This is a genomic window from Brevundimonas guildfordensis (genome assembly GCF_014836405.1).
GTDB classification, from domain to species: Bacteria; Pseudomonadota; Alphaproteobacteria; order Caulobacterales; family Caulobacteraceae; genus Brevundimonas; species Brevundimonas guildfordensis.
Window position 1 is genome coordinate 240,000 of sequence record NZ_JACSQU010000003.1, and the last position, 21,908, is coordinate 261,907.

The 21,908-nt window shown below is 68.9% G+C and carries 20 protein-coding genes; 8 read left to right on the plus strand and 12 right to left on the minus strand.

Translation table 11 applies throughout. The features are described 5' to 3' along the window. The first annotated feature begins 22 nt into the window (after positions 1-22). Both H9656_RS12700 and H9656_RS12705 read left to right on the plus strand, forming a co-directional pair. Positions 23-1,987, plus strand: a complete 1,965-nt coding sequence (locus H9656_RS12700; RefSeq protein WP_191744624.1) for a potassium transporter Kup — start codon at positions 23-25, stop codon at positions 1,985-1,987. After that, on the plus strand, positions 1,984-3,381 hold the full coding sequence (locus H9656_RS12705) for an RsmB/NOP family class I SAM-dependent RNA methyltransferase (RefSeq protein ID WP_191744625.1): 1,398 nt from the start codon (positions 1,984-1,986) through the stop codon (positions 3,379-3,381). Before H9656_RS12700 ends, H9656_RS12705 begins: the two co-directional genes overlap by 4 nt. 6 nt (positions 3,382-3,387) lie before the next feature. Here the strand turns inward: H9656_RS12705 and H9656_RS12710 are convergent, their stop codons facing one another. Then, complete coding sequence (locus H9656_RS12710; protein ID WP_191744626.1) at positions 3,388-3,798, minus strand: metallopeptidase family protein; 411 nt, start codon at positions 3,796-3,798, stop codon at positions 3,388-3,390. A gap of 142 nt (positions 3,799-3,940) precedes the next feature. Between H9656_RS12710 and H9656_RS12715 the strand changes: the two genes are divergently transcribed. Together H9656_RS12715 and H9656_RS12720 are read left to right on the plus strand one after the other, a co-directional pair. After that, a complete protein-coding gene (locus tag H9656_RS12715; RefSeq protein WP_191744627.1) occupies positions 3,941-6,265 on the plus strand; it encodes a PAS domain-containing sensor histidine kinase in 2,325 nt (774 codons plus the stop codon). 53 nt (positions 6,266-6,318) lie between these two features. Continuing rightward, positions 6,319-7,173 (plus strand): HAD family hydrolase, encoded by an 855-nt coding sequence (locus H9656_RS12720; RefSeq protein WP_191744628.1) that lies wholly within the window; start codon positions 6,319-6,321, stop codon positions 7,171-7,173. Here the strand turns inward: H9656_RS12720 and H9656_RS12725 are convergent. The 7 genes from H9656_RS12725 to H9656_RS12755 all read right to left on the minus strand — a co-directional run bounded on the left by H9656_RS12725 (position 7,145) and on the right by H9656_RS12755 (position 12,396). Next, positions 7,145-7,951 (minus strand): kinase, encoded by an 807-nt coding sequence (locus tag H9656_RS12725; RefSeq protein WP_191744629.1) that lies wholly within the window; start codon positions 7,949-7,951, stop codon positions 7,145-7,147. The genes H9656_RS12720 and H9656_RS12725 overlap by 29 nt on opposite strands. 1 nt (position 7,952) lies before the next feature. Then, on the minus strand, positions 7,953-8,273 hold the full coding sequence (locus tag H9656_RS12730; protein WP_024354432.1) for a 2Fe-2S iron-sulfur cluster-binding protein: 321 nt from the start codon (positions 8,271-8,273) through the stop codon (positions 7,953-7,955). Between the two features lie 115 nt (positions 8,274-8,388). Further along, on the minus strand, positions 8,389-9,186 hold the full coding sequence (locus tag H9656_RS12735) for a succinate dehydrogenase iron-sulfur subunit (RefSeq protein ID WP_191744630.1): 798 nt from the start codon (positions 9,184-9,186) through the stop codon (positions 8,389-8,391). A gap of 12 nt (positions 9,187-9,198) precedes the next feature. Next, positions 9,199-10,983 (minus strand): succinate dehydrogenase flavoprotein subunit, encoded by a 1,785-nt coding sequence (gene sdhA, locus H9656_RS12740; RefSeq protein WP_191744631.1) that lies wholly within the window; start codon positions 10,981-10,983, stop codon positions 9,199-9,201. 6 nt (positions 10,984-10,989) lie between these two features. After that, positions 10,990-11,385 carry a succinate dehydrogenase, hydrophobic membrane anchor protein gene (locus H9656_RS12745; protein WP_191744632.1) on the minus strand — a complete coding sequence of 132 codons (396 nt, stop codon included), beginning with the start codon at positions 11,383-11,385 and terminating at the stop codon, positions 10,990-10,992. Then, positions 11,382-11,759: a succinate dehydrogenase, cytochrome b556 subunit gene (sdhC, locus tag H9656_RS12750; RefSeq protein ID WP_191744834.1), complete on the minus strand. Its 378-nt coding sequence runs from the start codon at positions 11,757-11,759 to the stop codon at positions 11,382-11,384. Before sdhC ends, H9656_RS12745 begins: the two co-directional genes overlap by 4 nt. A 211-nt stretch (positions 11,760-11,970) precedes the next feature. Then, positions 11,971-12,396 (minus strand): HIT domain-containing protein, encoded by a 426-nt coding sequence (locus H9656_RS12755; RefSeq protein ID WP_191744633.1) that lies wholly within the window; start codon positions 12,394-12,396, stop codon positions 11,971-11,973. 141 nt (positions 12,397-12,537) lie between these two features. Between H9656_RS12755 and mdh the strand changes: the two genes are divergently transcribed. Further along, positions 12,538-13,500 carry a malate dehydrogenase gene (gene mdh, locus H9656_RS12760; protein ID WP_191744634.1) on the plus strand — a complete coding sequence of 321 codons (963 nt, stop codon included), beginning with the start codon at positions 12,538-12,540 and terminating at the stop codon, positions 13,498-13,500. Positions 13,501-13,739: 239 nt separating this feature from the next. Here the strand turns inward: mdh and zapE are convergent, their stop codons facing one another. Next, positions 13,740-14,852: a cell division protein ZapE gene (gene zapE / locus H9656_RS12765; protein ID WP_191744635.1), complete on the minus strand. Its 1,113-nt coding sequence runs from the start codon at positions 14,850-14,852 to the stop codon at positions 13,740-13,742. Positions 14,853-15,001: 149 nt separating this feature from the next. Here zapE and H9656_RS12770 point away from each other — a divergent pair, with 149 nt between their 5' ends. From H9656_RS12770 to H9656_RS12780, 3 genes are all read left to right on the plus strand, one after another. After that, entirely contained in the window at positions 15,002-16,048 is a 1,047-nt protein-coding gene (locus H9656_RS12770) for an aspartate-semialdehyde dehydrogenase (RefSeq protein WP_191744636.1), read from the plus strand. A gap of 105 nt (positions 16,049-16,153) precedes the next feature. Further along, positions 16,154-17,158: an EamA family transporter RarD gene (gene rarD, locus H9656_RS12775; protein WP_191744637.1), complete on the plus strand. Its 1,005-nt coding sequence runs from the start codon at positions 16,154-16,156 to the stop codon at positions 17,156-17,158. A gap of 33 nt (positions 17,159-17,191) precedes the next feature. Next, positions 17,192-17,773, plus strand: coding sequence for a YybH family protein (locus H9656_RS12780; protein WP_191744638.1), 582 nt, complete (start codon positions 17,192-17,194; stop codon positions 17,771-17,773). Here the strand turns inward: H9656_RS12780 and H9656_RS12785 are convergent. From H9656_RS12785 to H9656_RS12795, 3 genes are all read right to left on the minus strand, one after another. Then, complete coding sequence (locus H9656_RS12785; protein WP_191744639.1) at positions 17,770-18,915, minus strand: serine hydrolase domain-containing protein; 1,146 nt, start codon at positions 18,913-18,915, stop codon at positions 17,770-17,772. The genes H9656_RS12780 and H9656_RS12785 overlap by 4 nt on opposite strands. Positions 18,916-18,946: 31 nt before the next feature. Next, on the minus strand, positions 18,947-20,599 hold the full coding sequence (locus tag H9656_RS12790) for a M28 family metallopeptidase (RefSeq protein ID WP_191744640.1): 1,653 nt from the start codon (positions 20,597-20,599) through the stop codon (positions 18,947-18,949). Positions 20,600-20,672: 73 nt separating this feature from the next. Further along, a complete protein-coding gene (locus H9656_RS12795; RefSeq protein ID WP_191744641.1) occupies positions 20,673-21,887 on the minus strand; it encodes a TIGR03862 family flavoprotein in 1,215 nt (404 codons plus the stop codon). Positions 21,888-21,908 lie beyond the last annotated feature (21 nt).

The window sequence follows — 21,908 nt, forward strand, 5'->3', positions numbered from 1 at the left end:
GCGCGACCCGGAGAACATTTGCATGGTCGGGGACACGCCCCGCGGCGACGCCGCGCCAATCGCCAACGCCTCGTCCGCTGCAAACGCCCAGCCTCCTCCCCCGGGGGGAACGCCGGGACATGGCGCAAAGAGCGGCCGTCGCGCCCTGCTGCTAGGCGCCATCGGCGTTGTGTTCGGCGACATCGGCACCAGCCCCATCTACGCCCTGCGCGAAGCCATCGGCCACGCTCAGAAGGGCGTCGACGGCGAGCTCGCCGTCATCGGCGTGGTGTCGCTGGCCTTCTGGGCGCTGATGATCATCGTCACGTTTAAATACGTCATGTTCCTGATGCGGGCCGACAACAAGGGCGAGGGCGGCACCCTGTCCCTGATGGCCCTGGCCCAGCACGCCATCGGTCGACGCAGCGCCTGGCTGTTCATTCTGGGCGTTTGCGGCGCGGCCCTGTTCTACAGCGACGGCGTCATCACCCCTGCCATCTCCGTGCTGTCGGCCATCGAGGGGCTGCAGGAGGCGCCGGGCCTGAACGGCCGCCTCGATCCCTTCATCGTGCCGTTGGCGGCGGGCATTCTGGTGGCGCTGTTCATGGTGCAGTCGCGCGGCACGGCCGGACTGGCCAAGTTCTTCGGCCCCATCACCCTGGTGTGGTTTCTGTCGCTGGGCCTGATGGGCGTGGCCCATATCTTCGACGACCTGTCGATCCTGAAGGCCCTGTCGCCCTATTACGGCATCAAGCTGCTGGTCGCCGACGGCTTCCTCGGTTTCGTCATCCTCGGCAGCGTCTTCCTGGCCGTCACCGGCGCCGAGGCGCTGTATGCCGACATGGGCCATTTCGGCAAGTCGCCGATCCGCCAGGGCTGGCTGTTCATCGTCCTGCCGTGCCTGACGCTGAACTATCTGGGGCAGGGCGCCTTCCTGCTGTCGCACCCCGGCGCGGCGAACAACCCCTTCTGGAACATGGTGCCGCAGCTGGTCTACTGGCCCATGCTGTTGCTTGCGACGGCGGCTACGGTGATCGCCAGCCAGGCGGTCATCACCGGCGCCTTCTCGGTGACGCAGCAGGCGGTCCAGCTGGGCCTGCTGCCGCGCCTGGACATCCGCAACACCTCCGAAACCCAGGCCGGCCAGATCTATGTGCCGGCGATCAACAGCCTGCTGATGGTCGGCGTGCTGTTCGTGCTGGTGACCTTCCAGTCGTCGCACAATCTGACGGCGGCCTATGGGGTGGCGGTGACCGGAACGATGATGGTCAACACCCTGATGTCCTTCACCGTCGTGCGGCATAAGTGGAAATGGCCGATGTGGGCCGTGCTGCTGACCCTGATCCCGTTCGGCTTCATCGACGCGGTCTTCCTGACGTCGAACCTGCTGAAGATCCCGGCCGGGGCGTGGATGCCGCTGGTGCTGGGCGGCGGACTGGTGGTGCTGATGTGGACCTGGGTGCGCGGCAGTCAGATCCTGACCAACAAGACCCGAAAGGACAGCCTGCCGCTGACCGACCTGATCGAGATGCTGCGCGCGCGCCCGCCGCACCGCGCGCCGGGGACGGCGATCTTCCTGACCTCGGACGCCGAGGTCGCGCCGGTGGCCCTGATGCACAACCTCAAGCACAACAAGGTGCTGCATGAGAAGAACATCATCCTGACGGTGCATACCTCGGACCGGCCGCGCGTGCCGGACCTGCAAAGGGTGGCGGTTGAGCCGATCAGTGACGATTTCAAGCGCCTGACGCTGACCTTCGGCTATATGGAGACGCCGAACGTGCCGCGCGCGCTCGGACTGTGCCGCAAACAGGGGCTGAAGTTCGACATCATGTCGACCAGCTTCTTCCTGGGGCGCCGCTCTGTGGTTCCATCCGCCCGCCAGGGCATGCCCATGTGGCAGGACAAGCTGTTTATCTTCCTGATGCGTAACGCCGCCAACCCGACCGACTTCTTCCGCATTCCGCCCGGCCGCGTGGTCGAGCTCGGCACCCAGGTGTCGGTGTGAGCGGGGACGCGCCCAAGGGGCGCAGCTCCGCCGCGCGCGGCCGTCGCATCGCCGAAAAGGCGCGCGGCCCGCGTCGTGAGCCTGCGCCGCAGCAGGTCGCGGCCGATCCGCACGCCGATATCGGGGTCGAGGCGCGACTGGTCGCGGGCCTGCTGCTGAACGCGGCGCTGGAGAAGCGCACGGGGCTGGACGAGGCTCTGTCGCAGTCGCCAGCGCGCGATCTGCCGCCGCAGGACCGCGCCTTCGCCCGCGCCGTGGCGATGGCGGCCCTGCGCCGTCTGGGCGAGATCGACCAGATCCTTGAGCGCCGCCTGCAGAAGGCGCCGCCGCTGGCGGTCATGACCATCCTGCGCATCGCCCTGGCCCAGACCCTGGTGCTGGAGACGCCCGCCTTCGCCGCCGTGTCGACGGCGGTGAAGCTGGCCGAACGCGATCCCAAGACGCGGCCCTACAAGAACCTGGTCAACGCCGTGCTGCGCGGCGTCGGTCGCGACGGGCCGGGCCTGACGACGGCGGAGGCCAACCTGCCCGATTGGCTGGCGCAGCGCTGGAAGGCGACCTATGGCGAGGCGGCCCTGATCGGCCTGGCCCTGGCCACGCGCGAGGAGCCTGCGACCGACCTGACGGCCAAGCCGGGCGTCGATCCGGGCGAACTGGCGGCTTCGGTAGAGGGCGAGGCCCTGCCCGGCGGCACGGTCCGCACCGGCAAGCGCGGCGACGTCGCCTCCTGGCCCGGCTTCGAGGCCGGCGACTGGTGGGTGCAGGATGCGGCCGCCGCCGTCCCGGCGCGCCTGCTGGCGGTCAAGGCGGGCGAGACGGCGCTGGACCTGTGCGCCGCGCCGGGCGGCAAGACGCTGCAACTGGCCGCGGCCGGGGCGCAGGTCGTGGCGCTGGACCGTTCCGAGGCGCGGCTGAAGCGCCTGCGCCAGAATTTCGAGCGCATGAACCTCACGGCCGAGGTCGTCGCCGTCCCGGCCGAGGACTGGGAGGACGACCGCGTCTTCGACGCCGTCCTGCTGGACGCCCCCTGTACGGCGACCGGCACCTATCGCCGTAACCCCGAGGTCCTGCGCGCCACCCGCCCCGCCGACGTGGCCAAGCTGGCCGATGTGCAGCACCGCCTCCTGGACGTTGCCGCCGCGAAGGTGAAGCCGGGCGGCCGCCTGGTCTATTGCGTCTGTTCGCTGGAGCGCGAAGAGGGCGAGACCCAGATCATCGCCTTCCTGCGCCGCAACCCGGCCTTCCGCACCGTCGCCGCCGTGCCCGCCGAGGTGGGCGCTCCGGACGAGGCCTTGACCCCTGAAGGCTGGCTGCGCCTGCTGCCGTCGCAATGGGCCGAGAAGGGCGGGCTGGACGGCTTCTTCGCGGCCAAGCTGGAGCGCATCGCCGACTGACGGCGCCTAGTCGGCGTCGTCCTCGATGGCGTGGATCTGATCGTCGTCCAGCCCCAGGTGGTGGCCGATCTCGTGGATCAGGACGTGGGCGATGATCTCGGCCAGGCCGACGTCGCCGCGTTCGCACCACTCATCCAGGATCGGGCGGCGATACAGGAAGACGCGCGACGGCTCCGGCGCCGGCCCCATGCTGTCCCGCTCGCCGATATGGACGCCGGAATACAGGCCGGTCAGCTCGAACGGGTCCTCGATCTCAAGGTCGCGCAGGGTCTCCTCGTCGGCGAAGTCGTCGATGCGGATGACCACGTCCCCGGCCGCCTGACGGAACAGGTCGGGCAGGGCGGCGAAGGCCTCTTCGGCCAGGCGGGCGAAGTCGTCGAGGGAGGGGGCGGTCTGATCGGTCCAGGTCTGGCTCATGCTGAAGGATATCGCCCGGCGCGGCCGGTCCCGCAATCGGCGGCGACGCCGCATCGCAAATCGCGCAATCAGGTTATGGTAAACGCGAATCGGTCGGCGCGCTGACGCTCGGCGGCCGCAGCGACGCATCATCCGGGGACCTATGGCCGAGGCCGACATCGCTTATGCAGCCACCGCAGGGGCGGCCGGTCTGGCGCTGGCGATCAGCGCCTGGACCTGGCGGCTGCGTGCGCGGCTGGGCGCGCGGGAGGTCGAAATCGAGCGCTGGCTGGGCGGGGCCCAGGCCTCGGCCGCGGCCAGCGAGGGGGCGCTGACCGCGTTCGACGACGTGCGGGTGGCCCTGAACCCGCAGGGCGAGGCCCAGGCCGTGTTCGGCTCGGCCGAGGCCCTGTCGGCGCTGGCGTCCGGGCTTGAGGGACTGGCGGCGGCGCAAGCCGTGGTCGATGTCCTGACCGGGCTGCACACCGGGCGCATGGAGGCCCTGGTTCAGGCGGGGGAGGCGTTCGAGACGCTGATGGAGACGCCTGAAGGCGCCTGGGCGGTCGAGGGACGGCCGCACGGGGGATCGGCCTGGCTGCGGTTGTCGCGCCTGACCGGGGTCGGCGGCGAGGGTGCGCTGGACGGCGGCGCGGGCGCAGGGGTTCTGGCCGAACAGTCTCCGGCGCCGACCTGGGTCGTGGACGGGGCGGGGCGGCTGGTCTGGGCCAACAGCGCCTGGCTGGCCGAGACGGGGGCGGAGACCCTGGCCGAAGCGCGCGAACGGGGACTCAGTTTCGACCGGGGCGCCGACGGGGTGGTGGCCGAGGCCCTGCGTCTGAATGCGCGTCAGGACGGCTTCCGCTGGACCACGGCCGGCGGACGGCGCCGGGCGTGGAAGATCCTGGCCGAACCGCTGGCGGGCGGGCGCGGCGCGGTCATCGCCTTCGCCATAGAGATGACCGAGGCCGAAGAGACGCGCGACACCCTGCGTCGTCACGTCGAGGCCCACGACGAGACGCTGAACCACCTGGCCGACGCCGTGGCCATCTTCGGCCCGTCCAAGCGGCTGGCCTTCCACAACACCGCCTTCCAGTCGCTGTTCGGGGTCGATCCGGCCTGGCTTGACGAGCGCCCGACCCACGCCGAGCTGCTGGACCGGTTGCGCCAGAAGCGGCTGCTGCCCGAGGTCGTCGACTATGCCCGCTGGAAGGCGGATGAACTGGACTTCTACGGCGCCGCTCAGGCCTCGCCGGACGACAGCTGGTCCCTGCCGGACGGGCGGACGCTGCGGGTGGTGCGCCAGCCGCACCCGCTGGGCGGCATCCTGCTGATCTTCTCGGACATCACCGGCGAGCTGCAGCTGCGCAGCCGCTACAACGCCCAGATCCAGGTCCAGCGCGCGACGCTGGACAAGCTGAACGACGCCGTGGCCGTGTTCGGTTCGGACGGGCGGCTGCGGCTGCACAACGAAGCGTTCGAGACCTTCTGGGGGGTGGCGGGCGAACGGCTGAACGAAGCGGGCGACTTCGACGCCGTGGCCGCCCTGTGCCGCCCGGTCCTGCCCGACGCGGCCCTGTGGCTGGGCCTGAAGGCGCGGGTGGCCGACCCGGACCCCGAAAGCCGGGTGCCGATCGCCGGCGAGGGGCGCACCGAGGACGGCCGTAGCGCCGCCTGGCAGACCCGGCCCCTGCCGGACGGCGCGACGCTGGTCGCCTTCTCGGACGTGACGGCCCGGCGCGGGTTGGAGCAGGCGCTGGCGGCCAAGGAAGCCGCCTTGGCCGAGAGCCAGGCGCTGAAACGCGAGTTCGTGGGCAGCGTCTCCTATGAGCTGCGCACCCCGCTGACGACCATCGTCGGCTATTCCGAACTGCTGGAGGCGATGGGCGACCTGCCCGAGCGCAGCCGCCAGCACGCCGGGGCCATCCGCGTGGCGGCCAGCCATCTGGCCCGCTCCATCGACGACGTGCTGGACATGGCCCAGATCGATGCCGGCGAGATGGAGCTGACGCTGGGCGACGTGCGCGTCTGCGACCTGCTGGAAGAGGCGGCCGAGCGCATCCGGCCCAAGGTCGAGGGGCGCGGGGCGACGCTGAACCTGAGTTGCCCGGCGGGGCTGCCGCCGTTCCGCGCCGACGCCCGCCGCATCGCCCAGGCGGTCGACCAGTTGCTGGAGCACGCCTGCCGCGCCGTGTCTGAAGGCGGCGCCGTCAGCCTGAGCGCCGCAGCGGGGCCGAACGAGGTGCGCATCCGCGTCGAGGACACCGGCCGGGGCATCCCCTATCACCTGCAGGCCCACGTCTTCGACCGCTTCGTGCGGCGCGAGCGGGGCGGGCCGGGCGTGGCCCTGGCTCTGGTCAAGGCCCTGGTCGAGCTGCATGGCGGCTGGGCCGAGGTCCAGTCCGAACCGGGCAAGGGCGCGGCCTTCATCCTGCACCTGCCGATCGAGGCTGAGGCGCCGACGGCGGCGCCGGAGCTGCTGCTGGGCTGATATGGCCGTCCAGCCGTGCTAGAGGGCGTGTCCAAGCCTTCCAGGACGCTTTCATGGCCGATACGCCCCGCCCCCTGCTCAAGACCGCCATCATCTATGATTTCGACGGGACGCTGGCCCGCGGGAACATGCAGGAGGTCAGCTTCATCCCCTCGATCGGGATGACGCCGGCCCAGTTCTGGAACGAGACCGTCCGTCCCCGGACCATCGCCGCCGATGGCGACGGCATCCTGATGTATATGCAGATGATGCTGCAGACGGCGCGCGAACAGGGCACGCCGGTGACGCGCCAGGCCCTGCGAGACCATGGCCGGGACGTGGCGCTGTTTGAAGGGCTGCGCGACCGCAGCTGGTTCGACCGGATGAACGCCTTCGGCGCCCAATATGGTCTGGAGATCGAGCACTACATCATCTCGGCGGGCCTGACCGAGATGATCGAGGGCTGTCCCATCGCCGAGGCCTTTACCCACGTCTTCGCTTCGAAATACGCCTATGACGCGGACGATGTGGCGGTGTGGCCCGCCGTGGGCGTCAACTACACGACTAAGACCCAGTATCTGTTCCGCATCAACAAGGGGGTGCACAACCACTGGGAGGATGAGCGCATCAACCGCTTCATCCCGGATGAGGAGCGGCCCATCCCGTTCGACCGGATGATCTTCCTGGGCGACGGCGACACCGATGTGCCGACCATGAAGATGATGCACACCAAGGGCGGCTTCTCCATCGCCGTCTACGACCCCGACAGCACGCCGCGCGACCACGACAAGATCCATCGTCTGATCTCGGAGGATCGGGTCAACTTCGTCGCGGCGGGGGACTATCGCGAAGGCTCGCCCGTCGACCTGATCGTCAAGGGCCTGATCGGCCGCATGGCGGTCAACTACGGCCGGATGCCGGCGGACTGAGACGCCGGTCGGCGTCCAGCTGAACCACCAGATCGGCGCGCACCCCGCCAGTCAGCATGTGGCGGGTGATGCGTTCGAAATGCTGGATGAAGAAGGCCAGTTCGGCGCGTCTGGTGAAGGGTAGGTCGGCGGGGGGCAGGCCCATCAGACCCGCCTCCTGTTCGCAGCGCCAGTCCAGCACCGCGTCGAACGAAGGCGCCTTCAGGAACAGCATGGCGTCGAAGCGGGCGAAGGTCTCAGCGTAGGGGCTGGTCAGGGCGGCGTTGACGTCGCGCCGCCATCGGCCCTGGACATCCTGCTCGGCCTCCAGGGCGTTGACCGGAAGGGTCAGATCCGCTTCGGTCTGCGGCGTAGCCCCCAGACACCAGCCATCGATCAGCACCGCCGACGGACGGCCCGTAAACACAGGCCACGAGGCTTTCGGCGCCCGGTCGTCCGTTAGCTTGTCGAAGGCGGGCAGGGGCGTTCGGCTGTCCGGCCCGGCGGCGCGCAGGGCGGCGACCGTGGCCTCCAGCAGGGCCAGATCGTGCGTTCCGGGGGGACCGCGCACGGCGAAAAGAGGATGGACCTGGCGGGCGAGGGTCCGGCGCTCGGCCCTGGTCAGATAGACGTCGTCCAGCGACAGATGCGCCGCGCTGAACCGTTCAGCGGCAGCGCGCGCCAGTGTGGTTTTGCCCGAGCCCTGCGCCCCGGCGATGCCGATCAGGGGGATGTGGTCCGGCCGCGCATGGGCCGCGACCAGAGACCCGACCGCGTCCAGCAGCCGGGCGTCGATCATGTCAGTGCTGGCTTTGCGGCAGGCGGACGATCAGGCCGTCCAGATCGTCGGTGACGCGGATCTGGCAGGACAGGCGGCTGTTCGGTTCGACGTTCTCGGCGAAGTCCAGCATGGACTCCTCCATAGCCGAGGGGCGGCCCGTCTCGGCGGCGAAATCCGGGTCGACATAGACGTGGCAGGTGGCGCAGGCGCAGGCGCCGCCGCAGTCGGCGTCGATGCCCGGCACATTGTTGCGGATCGCGCCCTCCATCACGGACAGGCCCTTCTTGACCTCGACCGTGTGCTCGGTCCCGTCGTGCTCGATGTAGGTGATCTTGGGCATGGAAGCGGTCTTAACTCCGGATGCGGGGTTGGCAAGCCTTGCTACGCGGCGGCCAAGGAAAACCCCCGGAACCAGGCGGCGCCGGGGGCTTTTCTTTTCGTTCGGACCGCCTGGATCAGGCGGCGGTCTTCTTGCGCGACGGCGAGACCATCAGCTTCTTGGTCTCGGCGATCGCCTTGGCCGGGTTCAGCCCCTTGGGGCAGACCTGGGCGCAGTTCATGATCGTGTGGCAGCGATACAGCTTGAAGGGGTCCTCGAGGTCGTCGAGGCGCTTCTGGGTGGCGTCGTCGCGGCTGTCGGCGATCCAGCGATAGGACTGCAGCAGGGCCGCCGGGCCGAGGTACTCTTCCTGGTTCCACCAGTAGCTCGGGCACGAGGTCGAGCAGCAGGCGCACAGGATGCACTCGTAAAGGCCGTCCAGCTTTTCGCGGTCTTCCGGCGTCTGCAGGCGCTCCTTCTCCGGGTCCGGCAGGTCGGACTGGAGGTAGGGCTGGATGGAGTCGTACTGGGCGTAGAACAGCGACAGGTCGGTCACCAGGTCCTTCACCACCGGCTGGTGGGGCAGGGGGGCGATGGTGATGTTGTGCGACGAGCACTCGGCCCAGCCCTTGGTGCAGGCCAGGGCGTTGCGGCCGTCGACGTTCATCGAGCACGAGCCGCAGATGCCTTCACGGCACGACCGGCGGAACGACAGGGTGGGGTCGATCTCGTTCTTGATGTGGATCAGGGCGTCCAGAAGCATCGGGCCGTGATCGTCGGCCGAGACCTCATAGACGTCCCAGCGCGGATCGGCGTCCGTTTCCGGGTCGTAGCGATAGACCTTGTAGGTCTTGACGTTCTGGGCGCCGGCCGGAGCCTTGTGGACCTTGCCGGTCGTGGGCTTGGAGCCCCGCGGGAGGTTGAGCTGAACCATCTGCAATCCTCCTTAGTACACCCGAGCCCGGGGCTCGATGTAAGAGACCTCGTCGGTCATCGTGTATTTGTGCACCGGGCGATAATCGATCTGGACGCCCTCGCCCGGACGCTTCCACGCCAGGGTGTGCTTCATCCAGTTCTCGTCGTCGCGCTCGGGGAAATCCTCGCGGGCGTGGGCGCCGCGCGATTCCGTGCGGTTCAGCGCGCCTTCGATGGTCACCAGGGCCTGCGAGATCAGGTTGTCGTATTCCAGCGTCTCGACCAGGTCGGTGTTCCAGATCAGACCGCGATCGGTGGTCTTGATGTCGGCGCCGGCGGCCTCGATCGAGCGCAGCTTCTGCACGCCTTCTTCCAGGGTCTTGCCGGTGCGGAACACCGCCGCGTCGGCCTGCATGGCGCGCTGCATGTCCAGACGCAGGTGCGACGTCGGGGTCGAGCCCGAGGCGTTGCGGAAGCGGTCCAGGCGCGCGATGTGCTGGTCGGTCTGGGCCTTGGAGGCCGAGGGCACGGCCGAGTTCTTGTCCACGACCTCGCCGCAGCGCAGGCCGACGGCGCGGCCGAACACCACCAGGTCGGTCAGGGAGTTGGAGCCCAGGCGGTTGGCGCCGTGCACCGAGACGCAGCCCGCCTCGCCCACGGCCATCAGGCCCGGCACCACGCTGTCGGGGTTGCCGTCGCGCAGCGTCAGCACCTCGCCGTGATAGTTCGTCGGGATGCCGCCCATGTTGTAGTGGACGGTCGGGATGACCGGGATCGGCTCCTTGGTCACATCGACGCCGGCGAAGATCTTGGCCGATTCCGAGATGCCCGGCAGGCGCGCGTGCAGCACGGCCGGATCAAGGTGGTCCAGGTGCAGGAAGATGTGGTCCTTGTTCGGACCCACGCCGCGGCCTTCGCGGATTTCGATGGTCATGGAGCGGCTGACCATGTCGCGCGGGGCCAGGTCCTTCACGGTCGGCGCATAGCGCTCCATGAAGCGTTCGCCTTCGGAGTTGGTCAGGTAACCGCCTTCACCACGCGCGCCTTCGGTGATCAGGCAGCCGGCGCCGTAGATGCCGGTCGGGTGGAACTGCACGAACTCCATGTCCTGCAGCGGCAGGCCGGCGCGCAGCACCATGGCGTTGCCGTCGCCGGTGCAGGTGTGGGCCGAGGTGGCCGAGAAATAGGCGCGGCCGTAGCCGCCGGTCGCCAGCACCACCATCTTGGCGCGGAACTGGTGCAGCTGGCCGGTGTCGAGCTGAAGCGCGGTGACGCCAGTGCAGGCGCCGTCCTGCATGATCAGGTCCAGGGCGAAGTATTCGACGAAGAACTTCACCTCCCGACGCACCGACTGGCCGTACAGGGTGTGCAGGATGGCGTGGCCGGTGCGGTCGGCGGCGGCGCAGGTGCGCTGCACCGGGCCTTCGCCGAAGTTGCGGGTCATGCCGCCGAAGGCGCGCTGGTAGATCTTGCCTTCGTCGGTGCGGCTGAAGGGCACGCCCCAGTGTTCCAGCTCATAGACGGCCTGGGGCGCGTTGCGCACCAGGTATTCGATGGCGTCCTGGTCGCCCAGCCAGTCCGACCCCTTGACGGTGTCGTACATGTGCCACTGCCAGGAATCCTCGCCCATGTTGCCCAGCGAGGCGGAGATGCCGCCTTGCGCCGCGACGGTGTGGCTCCGTGTGGGGAAAACCTTGGTGACGCAGGCGACCTTCAGGCCCTGCTGGGCGGCGCCGAGGGCGGCGCGCAGGCCCGAGCCGCCGGCGCCGACGACGACGACGTCGTATTCGTGATCAATAAGCTCGTAAGCAGCCATGGCGGATCAGACTCCGGCCGGCAGCGGGGCCGAGCCCAGCGCCAGACGCACGATGAAGAAGATGCTGGCGGCCGCCAGCACGAGGAAGACCAGGTTCGAGACCAGGATCAGGCCGGAACGCGAACCGGCGGGGACGTAGTCCTCGATGATCACCTTCCAGGCCAGGCTGGCGAACAGGCAGAAGACCACCGCCGTCACGGCCGCGAGCCCGGCGTTCAGCGTGCTGCCGAACCAGGCGACGACCGCGCCGTAATCGGCGCCCGCCAGGGTGAGGCCCGAAGACAGGACCCAAAGGCCCAGCGGCATCAGGGCCAGCAGCGCCAGCTTTTCGACTTTCCATTCCGAGGCGCCGTGACGCTCGGAGATTTTCACATTGTTCTTGAACTTGGGCGCGGCGCTCACAGCGAAACCTTTCCAGCAGCGAACAGCACGACCCAGAACAGGACGGCCAGGACGATCGGGCCCCAGACGGCGATCTGGGCCAGCAGGTTGGCCGACTTGAGGGTCAGGCCGCGACCCGCATCGTTGATCAGGTGGCGTGCGCCGTTCAGCAGGAAGGAGAACAGCACCCAGGTCAGGCCGAACCAGATGAACAGGCCGAACGGCGAGCGCGAGAAGGCGGCGACCGAGGCGAAGGCGTCCGGGCCGGAAGCCGTGGCGGCGACCCAGCCCAGCAGCAGGATCGCGCCCACGCTGGCCGCGCCGATGGTGACGCGGAACAGGATCGACGCGACCATGGTCATGTGCCAGCGCCAGATATCGGTGAAGGGCGACATCGGAGCGACGTGCCCGTTGGGGTGACGGACGTAGCGGCCCGTCCGGTCGCCAGTTTCGCCCGCAGCCGTGGGAGTGTTCGACATGCGAATGATTCTCAAAAAACCCGAGGAATTTCAGGCCGGATTGCAGTGCAACAGGCTTTAGTGACGCGGACGGGGCGGTGTCAACGAAGCGAACCGATTCCCGTCAAGTTCTACCTGCGAGCGGCGATCAAAAGGCTGCGATATGCGACAGCGCCCTCGCGCGCGCGGCGGCCGCGCAAGGAACCGCCCCGGGCCGCCCCCAGACCGGATCGGGCCATAAGGGATCGTCGCGCCGGCGTCCGACCACGTGAATGTGAAGTTGGGCGGTGACATTGCCGAGCGCCGCCACGTTCAGCTTGTCGACCGGCTGTTCGCGCAGGGCGCCCAGTTCGCGCACCAGAGAGCCGGCCCGCACGATCTCTTCGGTCAGCACGGCGCGCTGTTCGGGCGACAGGTCCTCCAGTTCGACTGCGCCGGGCAGGCGCGGCAGCAGGATCAGCCACGCAAAGCGCGCGTCGTCCTGAAGCCGGACCTGACACAGCGGCCAGTCGGCGGCGAATACGGAAGCCGCCTCGAAAGCGGGATCGGCGCGGAAGTCTGAAGGCGAGGGCATGGCGGACCGTGACAGCCGTCAGGCAGGGGCGCAATGATCAAAGCGGTGGAGGCGGACGCTTGCCGCGACCGGCTGACAGGTCTAGACCGCCGGTCCATCGACTAGCATTTCGCACTCGCAATATCGACTGGAGAGACCTGAATGGCTCGCGCGAAGATCGCCCTTATCGGCGCCGGCATGATCGGCGGAACCCTGGCCCACGTGGCCGCGCGCGAGGCGCTGGGCGACGTCATCCTGTTCGACATCGCCGAAGGCACCCCCCAGGGCAAGGCTCTGGACATCGCCGAAGCCTCGGCCGTCTTCGGTCAGGACGTGGCCCTGAAGGGCGCCAACGACTACGCCGACATCGCCGGCGCCGACGTCTGCATCGTCACCGCCGGCGTGCCGCGCAAGCCGGGCATGAGCCGCGACGACCTGATCGGCATCAATCTGAAAGTGATGAAGGCCGTCGGCGAGGGAATCAAGCAGCACGCCCCCAACACCTTCGTCATCTGCATCACCAACCCGCTCGACGCCATGGTCTGGGCCCTGCAGAAGTTCTCAGGCCTGCCCAAGGAGAAGGTCATCGGCATGGCCGGCGTGCTGGACTCGGCCCGCTTCGCCTATTTCCTGGCTGAAAAGACGGGCGTGTCGGTGCAGGACATCCACGCCTGGACCCTGGGCGGTCACGGCGACGACATGGTGCCGATGGTGCGCCACTCGACCGTGGGCGGCCTGCCGCTGCCGGACGCCGTCGCCGCAGGCTTCCTGAGCCAGGCTGATCTGGACGCCATCGTCGAGCGCACCCGCAAGGGCGGCGGCGAGATCGTCGCCCTGCTGAAGACCGGCTCGGCCTTCTACGCCCCGGCTGAATCCGCCATCGCCATGGCCAAGTCCTACCTGCTGGACCAGAAGCGCGTCCTGCCGTGCGCCGTGTGGCTGTCGGGCGAATACGGCCTGTCGGACCTCTACGTCGGCGTTCCGGCGATGATCGGCGCGAACGGCGTCGAGAAGATCGTCGAGTTCACCACCAACGACGACGAAAAGGCGATGTTCGCCAAGTCAGTCGCGTCGGTCCAGGGCCTGATCCAGGCCTGTAAGGATATCGAGCCTTCCTTGGCTTGAGGGCGCTAACGCGAGCCGCGCGGCTCGCTGCTTGAGCGCTTAGGCGTCTAAATTGGAAAGGGCCGCATTTTCGAGTGCGGCCCTTTTTCGTGCGTGACCCCTAGAAACCGCTCATCCCGGCGGACGCCGGGATCCAGTACGAACCCCAAGCACCGCATTTAGTGAACCTCTCAGCCAATCTCGCATTGGCGGCCAAAGCACTGGATCCCGGCGTCCGCCGGGATGAGCGGAAGGGGGGCTCAGGCCGCCTCAGCCTCTTCGCGCTGTTCCAGCCAGTCCTCGCTCTGCATCTCGTTGAAGCGCGAGACGGTGCGTTCGAACTCGAAGGCGCCGACGCCTTCGACATAGAGGGCCTCCGGCGCGGCCTGGGCCAGAACCACAAGCCGGGTCTTGGCCTCGTAAAGCGCGTCCACCAGCGTTACCAGACGGCGCGCCTCGTGGTGGTTGGCCGGGCTGAGCAGGGGCACGTCAGCCAGGAACAGGGTGTGGAAGCGCCGGGCGACGGCCAGATAGTCCTGCGGCCCCAGCGGTCGGCCGCATAGCTCGTCAAAGGTCGCGCGCGCCATGGCGCCGACCGTGCGCTCCAGCTTCACCTCGCGGCCCAGCACCGGCAGGGCGATGGGCTCCTCCGTCTCGCCGCCCTTCAGGTCCGACCACAGGGTCTCGAAGCCCTGCCGGGCCTCGGCGTCCAGCGGCGAGAACCAGACCTTGGCCCCGGCCATGCGGTCCAGGCGGAAGTCGCGGGCGCCGGCCGTCTCGACCACGTCGCAGCGCTGGCGGAGGATGTCGATGAAGGGCAGGAAGAGCTGGCGGTTGATGCCGTTCTTGTAGAGGTCTTCGGGCGCGCGGTTCGAGGTGACGGCCAGCACCACCTTCTTCTCGAACAGGGCCTCGAACAGACGGCCCAGGATCATGGCGTCGGCGATGTCCGTGACCTGAAGTTCGTCGAAGCACAGCAGCCGCGCCTCCGAGGCGATCAGGGCGGCGATCGGCGGAATGGGGTCGTCGCCTCGGCTGGTCCCGAAGACCTCCTTGCGGCTGCGCGCCGTGCCGTCGCGCCACTGTTTCACTAGGTCGTGGATGCGCGCCATGAAGGCGTGGAAGTGGGCCCGCACCTTCTTCTGCTCGGGCGTCGAGGAATAGAAGAGGTCCATCAGCATGGACTTGCCGCGTCCGGGCGGGCCCCAGATGTAGATGCCGCGCACGGTCGGCTGGGCGCCGAACAGGCCCTTCTTCGACAGGTCGGTCTCCAGCCGTTCAAGCGCGCCGATCAGGGCGGCCTGGGCCGGCTCGGGCGTGATCACGCCTTCTTCCACGCGGATGTCGTAGGCGTTGCGGATGCGGGAGGTCATGCCCAGCAGATAGCCCCCCGACAGGGCCGGGGAAAGGCGGTCGCCGTTTCCGGCGTCGATTTGGAGGATTCCGGTTGCTTCACGGCTGCGAAGGACCCAAATGCAGAAGCGTTTCTCCCAAACGCCCCCGTACAAAGGATGATTTCATCATGGGCTATCGCGTCGCCGTCGTAGGCGCCACCGGCAATGTCGGCCGGGAAATTCTGGCCATTCTCGAAGAAGTGAACTTTCCCGTCGAGAAAATGCACGCGATCGCCTCCCGAAAATCCAAGGGCGTCGAGGTCTCCTTCGGCGATCGCACCATCAAGTGCGAGGACATCGAACAGTTCGACTTCTCCAGCGTTGACCTGGTGCTGATGAGCGCCGGCGGCGCGGTGTCGCGCGAGTGGTCCGAGAAGATCGGCAAGGCCGGCCCCATCGTCATCGACAACTCCTCGGCCTTCCGACAGGACCCGGACGTGCCGCTGATCGTGCCCGAGGTGAACCCCGACGCGGTCAAGCTGGCGCGCAAGAAGAACATCGTCGCCAACCCCAACTGCTCGACCGCCCAACTGGTGGTGGCGCTGAAGCCGCTGCATGACGCGGCCAAGATCAAGCGCGTCGTCGTCTCGACCTACCAGTCCGTGTCGGGCGCCGGGAAGGAAGGCATGGACGAGCTGTGGAACCAGACCAAGGCCATCTACGGCCTGGGCGACGCCACGCCCAAGAAGTTCCCCAAGCAGATCGCCTTCAACGTCATCCCCTACATCGGTTCGTTCCGCGACGACGGCTATACCGACGAAGAGGCCAAGATGTGGGAGGAGACGCACAAGATGCTCGATCCCTCGATCAAGCTGACCGTCACCTGCGTGCGCGTGCCGGTCTTCGTCGGCCACTCCGAAGCGGTGACGGTCGAGTTCGACCGTCCGATCGCGCCGGACGAAGCGCGCGAAATCCTGCGCGAGGCGCCGGGCGTTCAGGTCATCGATAAGCAGGAACACGACGGCTACATCACCCCGGTCGACGCGGCGGGCGAGCACGCGGTCTATGTGTCGCGCATCCGCAAGGACCCGACCGTCGAGCACGGCCTGTCGTTCTGGGTGGTGTCCGACAACCTGCGCAAGGGCGCGGCTCTGAACGCCGTGCAGATCGCCCAGCTGCTGGACGAGACCGGCGTCATCACGCCCAAGAGCGGCTACCGCACTCTGACGGTCTAAGAAGCCCTAAGGCCTCGCGCGCGGCGCGAGGCTGCCTGAGGGCGGTTTGAGCACTCCATGACCCCGCCGCGTCGGCGATGCGGCGGGGATCGAAAGGTTTCCAGCGTGAGCGCGTCGTCTGCTCCTCCTGCGTCCGAAGCCCGCGCCGCCCTGGGGGCGGGGGTGCTCTGCTACTTGCTGTGGGGTTTCATTCCCCTGGTGTTCCAGCAGATGGCGCATCAGGGCGCCGACGCCTGGGAGATCATGGGCCACCGGGCCGTCTGGGCCGTGCTCTGGTCCCTGGCCCTGGTCCTGCTGTCGCGCCAGTGGACGCAGGTCGTCGCCGTCTTTCGCCAGCCCAAGGTGCTGGGCTGGCTGGCGCTGTCGGCGGTGCTGATCGCGACCAATTGGACCACCTACGTCATGGCGGTGAACAACGGGCGCACGCTGGACGCCTCGCTCGGCTACTACCTCAACCCCTTGCTGAACATGGCGGCGGGGGCCTGGCTGTTCCGTGAACGGATCGATCGCTTCGGCGCGGCCGCCATCGTGCTGGCGGCGCTCGGAGTGATCCTGCAGGCGGTGGCGCTGGGTCATGCGCCCTGGGTGTCCCTGCTGCTGGCCTTCAGCTTTGCGGGGTACGGCATCATCCGCAAGCGGGTCTCGGTCGACGCCCAGACCGGCCTGTTCATGGAGTGCCTTCTGCTGGCCCTGCCGGGTCTGGCCTGGGTGGTCTTCATCGAAACCACTGGCCAGGGGCATTTCACCGCCTCGCCCGCCGCGACGCTGTGGCTGCTGATCGCCGGACCGGCGACTGTCATTCCGCTGGCCCTGTTCGCCTGGGCGGCGCGGCGGATGCCTCTGTCCAGCATGGGTTTCCTGCAGTTCCTTGCGCCGACCATCGTCTTCGTCATCGGCGCCCTGCAGGGCGAGGCCCTGGGCGCCCTGCGCATCGCCTCCTTCGCCTTTATCTGGGGCGGCGCCGCCGTCTTCGCCCTCGGCGCCGTGCTGAAGGTGCGCCGCGCCTCGGCCACCGCAGAGACGATCGTGGCGCCCGAGCCGGGGCTTCTGGACGATCCGGCCGAGGACCGCATGGACGCCATCGGCGAGAATCCGCCGCCTGCGCGTTGAGGTCTGGCGTCGTCCCGTCCTAAAGAGAGGGGGATGATGATCCGCTCCCGCCTGCTTTCCGCCCTCGCCGTATCCGTGCTGATCGCCGGGGGGACCTCCGCCTGCGCTCAAAGCAGCGGCGCCCTTGGCGGAGGCGGCGACGTCATCCGCACCGCCCGCGCGGGGGTCGCTCGCGAGGCCGCAACCTCCGCCGCCGCCGGCGCCCCCGCGGCCGTCGCCGCGCCGCCGACTACGGCCGAGACCTTCGACGCCGTCAGCGACGCCCTGGACGCGGCGGCCGCCGCCTGGACCTCGGGCGAGGTTGACGCGGTCATGGCCACCTATGTCCACGACGAGCCGCTGCTGGTGTTTCTGGGCGACACGCCGCTGAAGGGACCCGACAGCGTGCGCGCGGCCCTGGACGCCCGGGCCGCCGAGCCCGGCGGGCTGGGCGCCTTGTCCTATGAGTGGTTCGAGACCCTGCAGTTCGACGTCAATACGGCGGTGGTTTCAGGTCGGGCCGTGATGACGCGCGACGGCAAGACCCATCGCGGCCTGTTCACCCGCATCCTGCGCCGTACGGTCGACGGCTGGCTGATTGTGCACGACCAGCTGGCCTGGGGGCCGGCGGCCTAAAGGGCGCCGTAGAGCGCCTCGATCAGCCTCAGCGCGCGCGGGTCGCCGATCAGGTGCGGCGACTGACGCGTCATGACATAGGCGGCCGACACCCCTGCCGCCTGATCCGCAAACGCCATCGACCCGCCCCAGCCGCAGTGGCCGACCGCTTCGGGGTTGGGGCCGAAGATGTTCAGGCCCTGATTGCGGGTGAAGCCCGCCGCCCAGCTCATGTCGAAGGGCAGCACCTTGTCGGGCCCGTGGATGCGCTCGCGCGTGGCCTGGGCCAGGGTCTCTTCCGACAGCACCGCCAGATGGTCGAGCGCGCCGCCGGTGGCGACGATGGACATCATGCGCGCCAGATCGCGCGCCGTGGCGTGCAGGTTAGCGGAGGGAATCTCCGCCGTCCGCCACTCGGTCGAGCCGCGTCCGCCGGGGGCCGAGCCGCGATCCAGGAAGGCGGCCTTCTTGATGGCGTCGATGGGGCCGAGGTCCGGCGCGGCGGCGGGCTTGCGCAGCTGGGCGACGCGGCCGTGCTCGGCCTCGGGCAGGCCGATCCACAGGTCCAGATCGAACGGCTGGGCGAAGTCTTCGCGCAGGGCGGTCCCCATCGTCCGGCCGTCGACGATGCGGAACAGCTCGCCCGCCAGATAGCCGATGGTGATCGGGTGATAGCCGGACGCCGTGCCCGGCGCCCACAGCGGCGCCTGGGCCGCCAGCTTGTCCAGCACGGCCTGACGGTCGAACCAGATGGCCGGTTCGACCCCGTCGGAAAAGCCCGGCAGGCCGGACTGATGGCTCATCAGTTGGCCGACGGTCAGCTGGTCCTTGCCGGCCGCCCCGAAGGCCGGCCAGTGGTCGGCGACCCGGTCTTCGTAGGACAACAGCCCCTTGTCGACGCAGCGCGCGATCATCAGCGCCATCACCGCCTTGCCGGTCGAGAAGACCGGGACCAGCGTGTCCTCGGCGAAGGGCTTGGTCCCCGCCAGATCAGCCGACCCGGCCCACAGGTCGACCGCGACCTCGCCGTCGATGGTCACGCTGAAGCGCGCGGCCAGTTCGTTCAGCCCCTCGGGGGCGTCGGTGAAGTTGGCGGCGAAGGCGTCCTTCACTGCATTGAAGCGCGGCGGGCAGACGCCGTGGAGGTCGGGAAGGCTGGTCATGTGCGCGGTTTAGCGCTTTGGCGGCTGCGGGTCACTTCCGAGACGAAGCCGAGGCGTTGCGGGCGCCCTCGAACTCGTCACCCGGCTTCCACGCGGGCCAGTCGCGCGAGTTGGCCAGATCGCGGCCGACTTCGTACAGCAGCTGAACATCGGCGGCGGCGGCGTCCATCTTCCAGTCCGGTGTCCATTCATCCGTCGGCTGATGATAGCGGTTGGCGACGTAATCGCGGCTCGCTTCATTATGCCCGGTGAAGCCGGCGGCGGCGAACAGGGCGGGCACGCCCTTGCGCGCCAGCGGGAAGTGATCCGAGCGATAGAAGGCCCCCGCCTGCGGCGCAGGATCGGGGATCAGGCGGCGACCCTCGCGCGCGGCCAGCACCGCCAGACGGTCGTCGAGGTCGTTTTTGCCCGCGCCGATGACGACGATGTTCGGGTCGATCTCGGTCCCCGGCAGCAGGCTGTCCATGTTGATGTTGGCGACCGTGGTCTCCAGCGGCCACACCGGGTTGGCGGCGTAGTATTCGGCGCCCAGCAGGCCGGTCTCCTCGGCCGCCCAGCCGACGAAGACGGTCGAGCGTTCGGGGCGCGGCCCCTCGGCGAACAGGCGGGCGATCTCCATCACGGCGGCGACGCCGGTCGCGTTGTCGACAGCGCCGTTATAGATGTCGTCGCCGTTCTTGGGCGTGGCGCGGCCATAGGCGTCCCAGTGGGCGCCGAACATCACCGTCTCGTCCGGGTATGTCGTGCCGGGCAGGCGGCCGATGACGTTGCGCGTCTCGACCCGGTCGGCCTTCTGACCGAAGTCGATGGACATGGTCACGCCGTCCAGCGCCACGGGCTGGAAGCCGGGCGTGCGCGCCTGATCCTTCAGGGCGGCGAAGTCCAGCCCGGCGTCCTTGAACAGCTGTTCGGCGACGGCGCCCTGAATCCAGCCTTGCGCCGCCACGCGCTCCTTGTCGGGATCGGCGCGGACGATGTCGAACTTGGGCGCAGTCGAGGAGTTCTCCAGCGTCGACCAGGGATAGCCCGCGCCCGGCGTGTCGTGGATGACCAGGACGCCCGCCGCCCCGTGCGCCGCCGCCACCTGGAACTTGTAGGACCAGCGGCCGTAGAAGGTCATGGCCTGACCGTCGAACTTGCCCGCGACCGGATGGCCTTCGGGCGCGCCGAAGTCGGGGTCGTTGACCAGAACCAGCATGATCTTGCCGGTCAGATCGACGCCCTTGTAGTCGTCCCAGCCGCGCTCGGGCGCATCGACGCCATAGCCGACGAAGACCACGGGCGCGTCGGTCAGGGTGATGTGGTCGACCGGCCGGTCCGAGGAGACGATGACGTCCTTGGCCCGCTGCAATTCGGTCGTGCGACCGTTGGCGGAGACGCTGATGGCGGCGGGGCCGTCCTGGCTGGTGCGGCTGACCTGGGCGACCTGCACCCACGAGCCGTTCGGGCCGCCGGGCTCGAGACCGAGCGCCTGGAACTGCTGGCTCAGCCATTCGATGGTGCGATCCTCGCCGGGGGTGACCGGGGCGCGGCCCTCGAACGCGTCGGAGGCCAGCACGCGGGTCGCTTCGTTCAGCCGGGCCGGGTCGATGCGGCCGGGCTGGGCGCCGGCTTGAGCCAGCGCAGAGGTCGAACACATCAGGGCGGCGATCAGGCCGATGGCGGCGGAGCGGGCGAGGGTCATGGGCGGGCTCGACATCTGGGAGGGTCGCGCCACGCTGCCCCCTGAGGGCGCCGCTGTCGACCCCCGAAGGGCTTCAGCGCGCGTCCAGCCACGCGCGCACGCCGTCGGCCGCGACCACGCCCGAGGCGAAGGACGCCTGCAGCAGATAGCCGCCGGTCGGCGCCTCCCAGTCCAGCATTTCCCCCGCCAGGAAGACGCCGGGCCGCGCCTTCAGCATGAGCCGGTCGTCCACGGCGTCCAGGGCCACGCCGCCGGCTGAGGAGATGGCGCGGGTCAATCCCTGAACCCCTTTCAGAGTGAGGGAGAGGCCCTTGATCCGGGCGGCCAGTTCGGACGATTCTACGGGCATGGGGCCGCGCTCGCGCAGCAGGGCGACGGCCGTTGCATCCAGCCTTGCCGCCTTGCGCAGCCAGTTCGACAGACTGTCCTTGCCGCGCGGTTTCGACAGGCGCTGGGTCAGGGCTTCGACACTCAGATCGGGCCGTAGATCGAGCATCAGCACGGTCGATCCGTCGCGTTCCACCGCCTCGCGCAGACCGGCGGACAGGGCGTAGACGCCGCCGCCCTCGATGCCATAGGCGGCGATCATGGCCTCGCCGCGCACGGTCCGGCCTTCGTACGTCAAGGCGACGCCTTTGAGCGGCGTTCCGGCGAAACGCTGGCGGAACAGCGCCGACCACGCGATGTCGAAGCCGACATTGGCGGGCCGGAAGGGGCGTACCTCGGCGCCCGCCTGTTCCAGCGCGGGAACCCATGCCGCGTCCGACCCCAGCTTGGCCCAGCTGGCGCCGCCCAGCGCCAGGATCACGGCGTCCGCGCGTTCGATCCTCTCGCCCTCGGGCGTGTCAAAGGTCAGGGCGTCGCCCTGCCAGCCGGTCCAGCGCGAGCGGGTGCGGATCTCGACGCCGAGCTCCTCCAGCCGCGTCAGCCAGGCGCGCAGCAGGGGGGACGCCTTCATCGCCTTGGGAAACACCCGGCCGGACGACCCGACGAATGTCGGCTGGCCCAGTCCTTCGACCCATTCGATCAGGTCGGCGGGCGCAAAGGCGTCCAGCCAGTCCTTGATGCGGGCCTGCGCGGCGGCGTCGTAGCGGTTCAGGAAGGGCGCGAGCGGCTCCGAATGGGTCAGGTTCAACCCGCCACGCCCGGCCATCAGGAATTTGCGCGCGACCGAGGGCATGCGCTCATGCACGACCACGCGCAGGCCGGTCTGGGCCAGGCGTTCGGCGGCCATCAGCCCGGCGGGACCGGCGCCGATCACGGCGACTGTGGGAGGGGAGGGCGTCATCGCCGCCTTCCTAGCGGGAAT

What these genes read in the sequence shown, in the direction of transcription:
- H9656_RS12700 (WP_191744624.1), top strand. Translation starts at nt 23, where the DNA reads ATGGTCGGGGACACGCCCCGCGGCGACGCCGCGCCAATCGCCAACGCC.
- H9656_RS12710 (WP_191744626.1), bottom strand. Translation starts at nt 3,798, where the DNA reads ATGAGCCAGACCTGGACCGATCAGACCGCCCCCTCCCTCGACGACTTC.
- H9656_RS12715 (WP_191744627.1), top strand. Translation starts at nt 3,941, where the DNA reads ATGGCCGAGGCCGACATCGCTTATGCAGCCACCGCAGGGGCGGCCGGT.
- H9656_RS12720 (WP_191744628.1), top strand. Translation starts at nt 6,319, where the DNA reads ATGGCCGATACGCCCCGCCCCCTGCTCAAGACCGCCATCATCTATGAT.
- H9656_RS12725 (WP_191744629.1), bottom strand. Translation starts at nt 7,951, where the DNA reads ATGATCGACGCCCGGCTGCTGGACGCGGTCGGGTCTCTGGTCGCGGCC.
- H9656_RS12730 (WP_024354432.1), bottom strand. Translation starts at nt 8,273, where the DNA reads ATGCCCAAGATCACCTACATCGAGCACGACGGGACCGAGCACACGGTC.
- H9656_RS12735 (WP_191744630.1), bottom strand. Translation starts at nt 9,186, where the DNA reads ATGGTTCAGCTCAACCTCCCGCGGGGCTCCAAGCCCACGACCGGCAAG.
- sdhA (WP_191744631.1), bottom strand. Translation starts at nt 10,983, where the DNA reads ATGGCTGCTTACGAGCTTATTGATCACGAATACGACGTCGTCGTCGTC.
- sdhC (WP_191744834.1), bottom strand. Translation starts at nt 11,759, where the DNA reads ATGTCGCCCTTCACCGATATCTGGCGCTGGCACATGACCATGGTCGCG.
- H9656_RS12755 (WP_191744633.1), bottom strand. Translation starts at nt 12,396, where the DNA reads ATGCCCTCGCCTTCAGACTTCCGCGCCGATCCCGCTTTCGAGGCGGCT.
- mdh (WP_191744634.1), top strand. Translation starts at nt 12,538, where the DNA reads ATGGCTCGCGCGAAGATCGCCCTTATCGGCGCCGGCATGATCGGCGGA.
- zapE (WP_191744635.1), bottom strand. Translation starts at nt 14,852, where the DNA reads ATGACCTCCCGCATCCGCAACGCCTACGACATCCGCGTGGAAGAAGGC.
- H9656_RS12770 (WP_191744636.1), top strand. Translation starts at nt 15,002, where the DNA reads ATGGGCTATCGCGTCGCCGTCGTAGGCGCCACCGGCAATGTCGGCCGG.
- H9656_RS12780 (WP_191744638.1), top strand. Translation starts at nt 17,192, where the DNA reads ATGATGATCCGCTCCCGCCTGCTTTCCGCCCTCGCCGTATCCGTGCTG.
- H9656_RS12785 (WP_191744639.1), bottom strand. Translation starts at nt 18,915, where the DNA reads ATGACCAGCCTTCCCGACCTCCACGGCGTCTGCCCGCCGCGCTTCAAT.
- H9656_RS12790 (WP_191744640.1), bottom strand. Translation starts at nt 20,599, where the DNA reads ATGACCCTCGCCCGCTCCGCCGCCATCGGCCTGATCGCCGCCCTGATG.
- H9656_RS12795 (WP_191744641.1), bottom strand. Translation starts at nt 21,887, where the DNA reads ATGACGCCCTCCCCTCCCACAGTCGCCGTGATCGGCGCCGGTCCCGCC.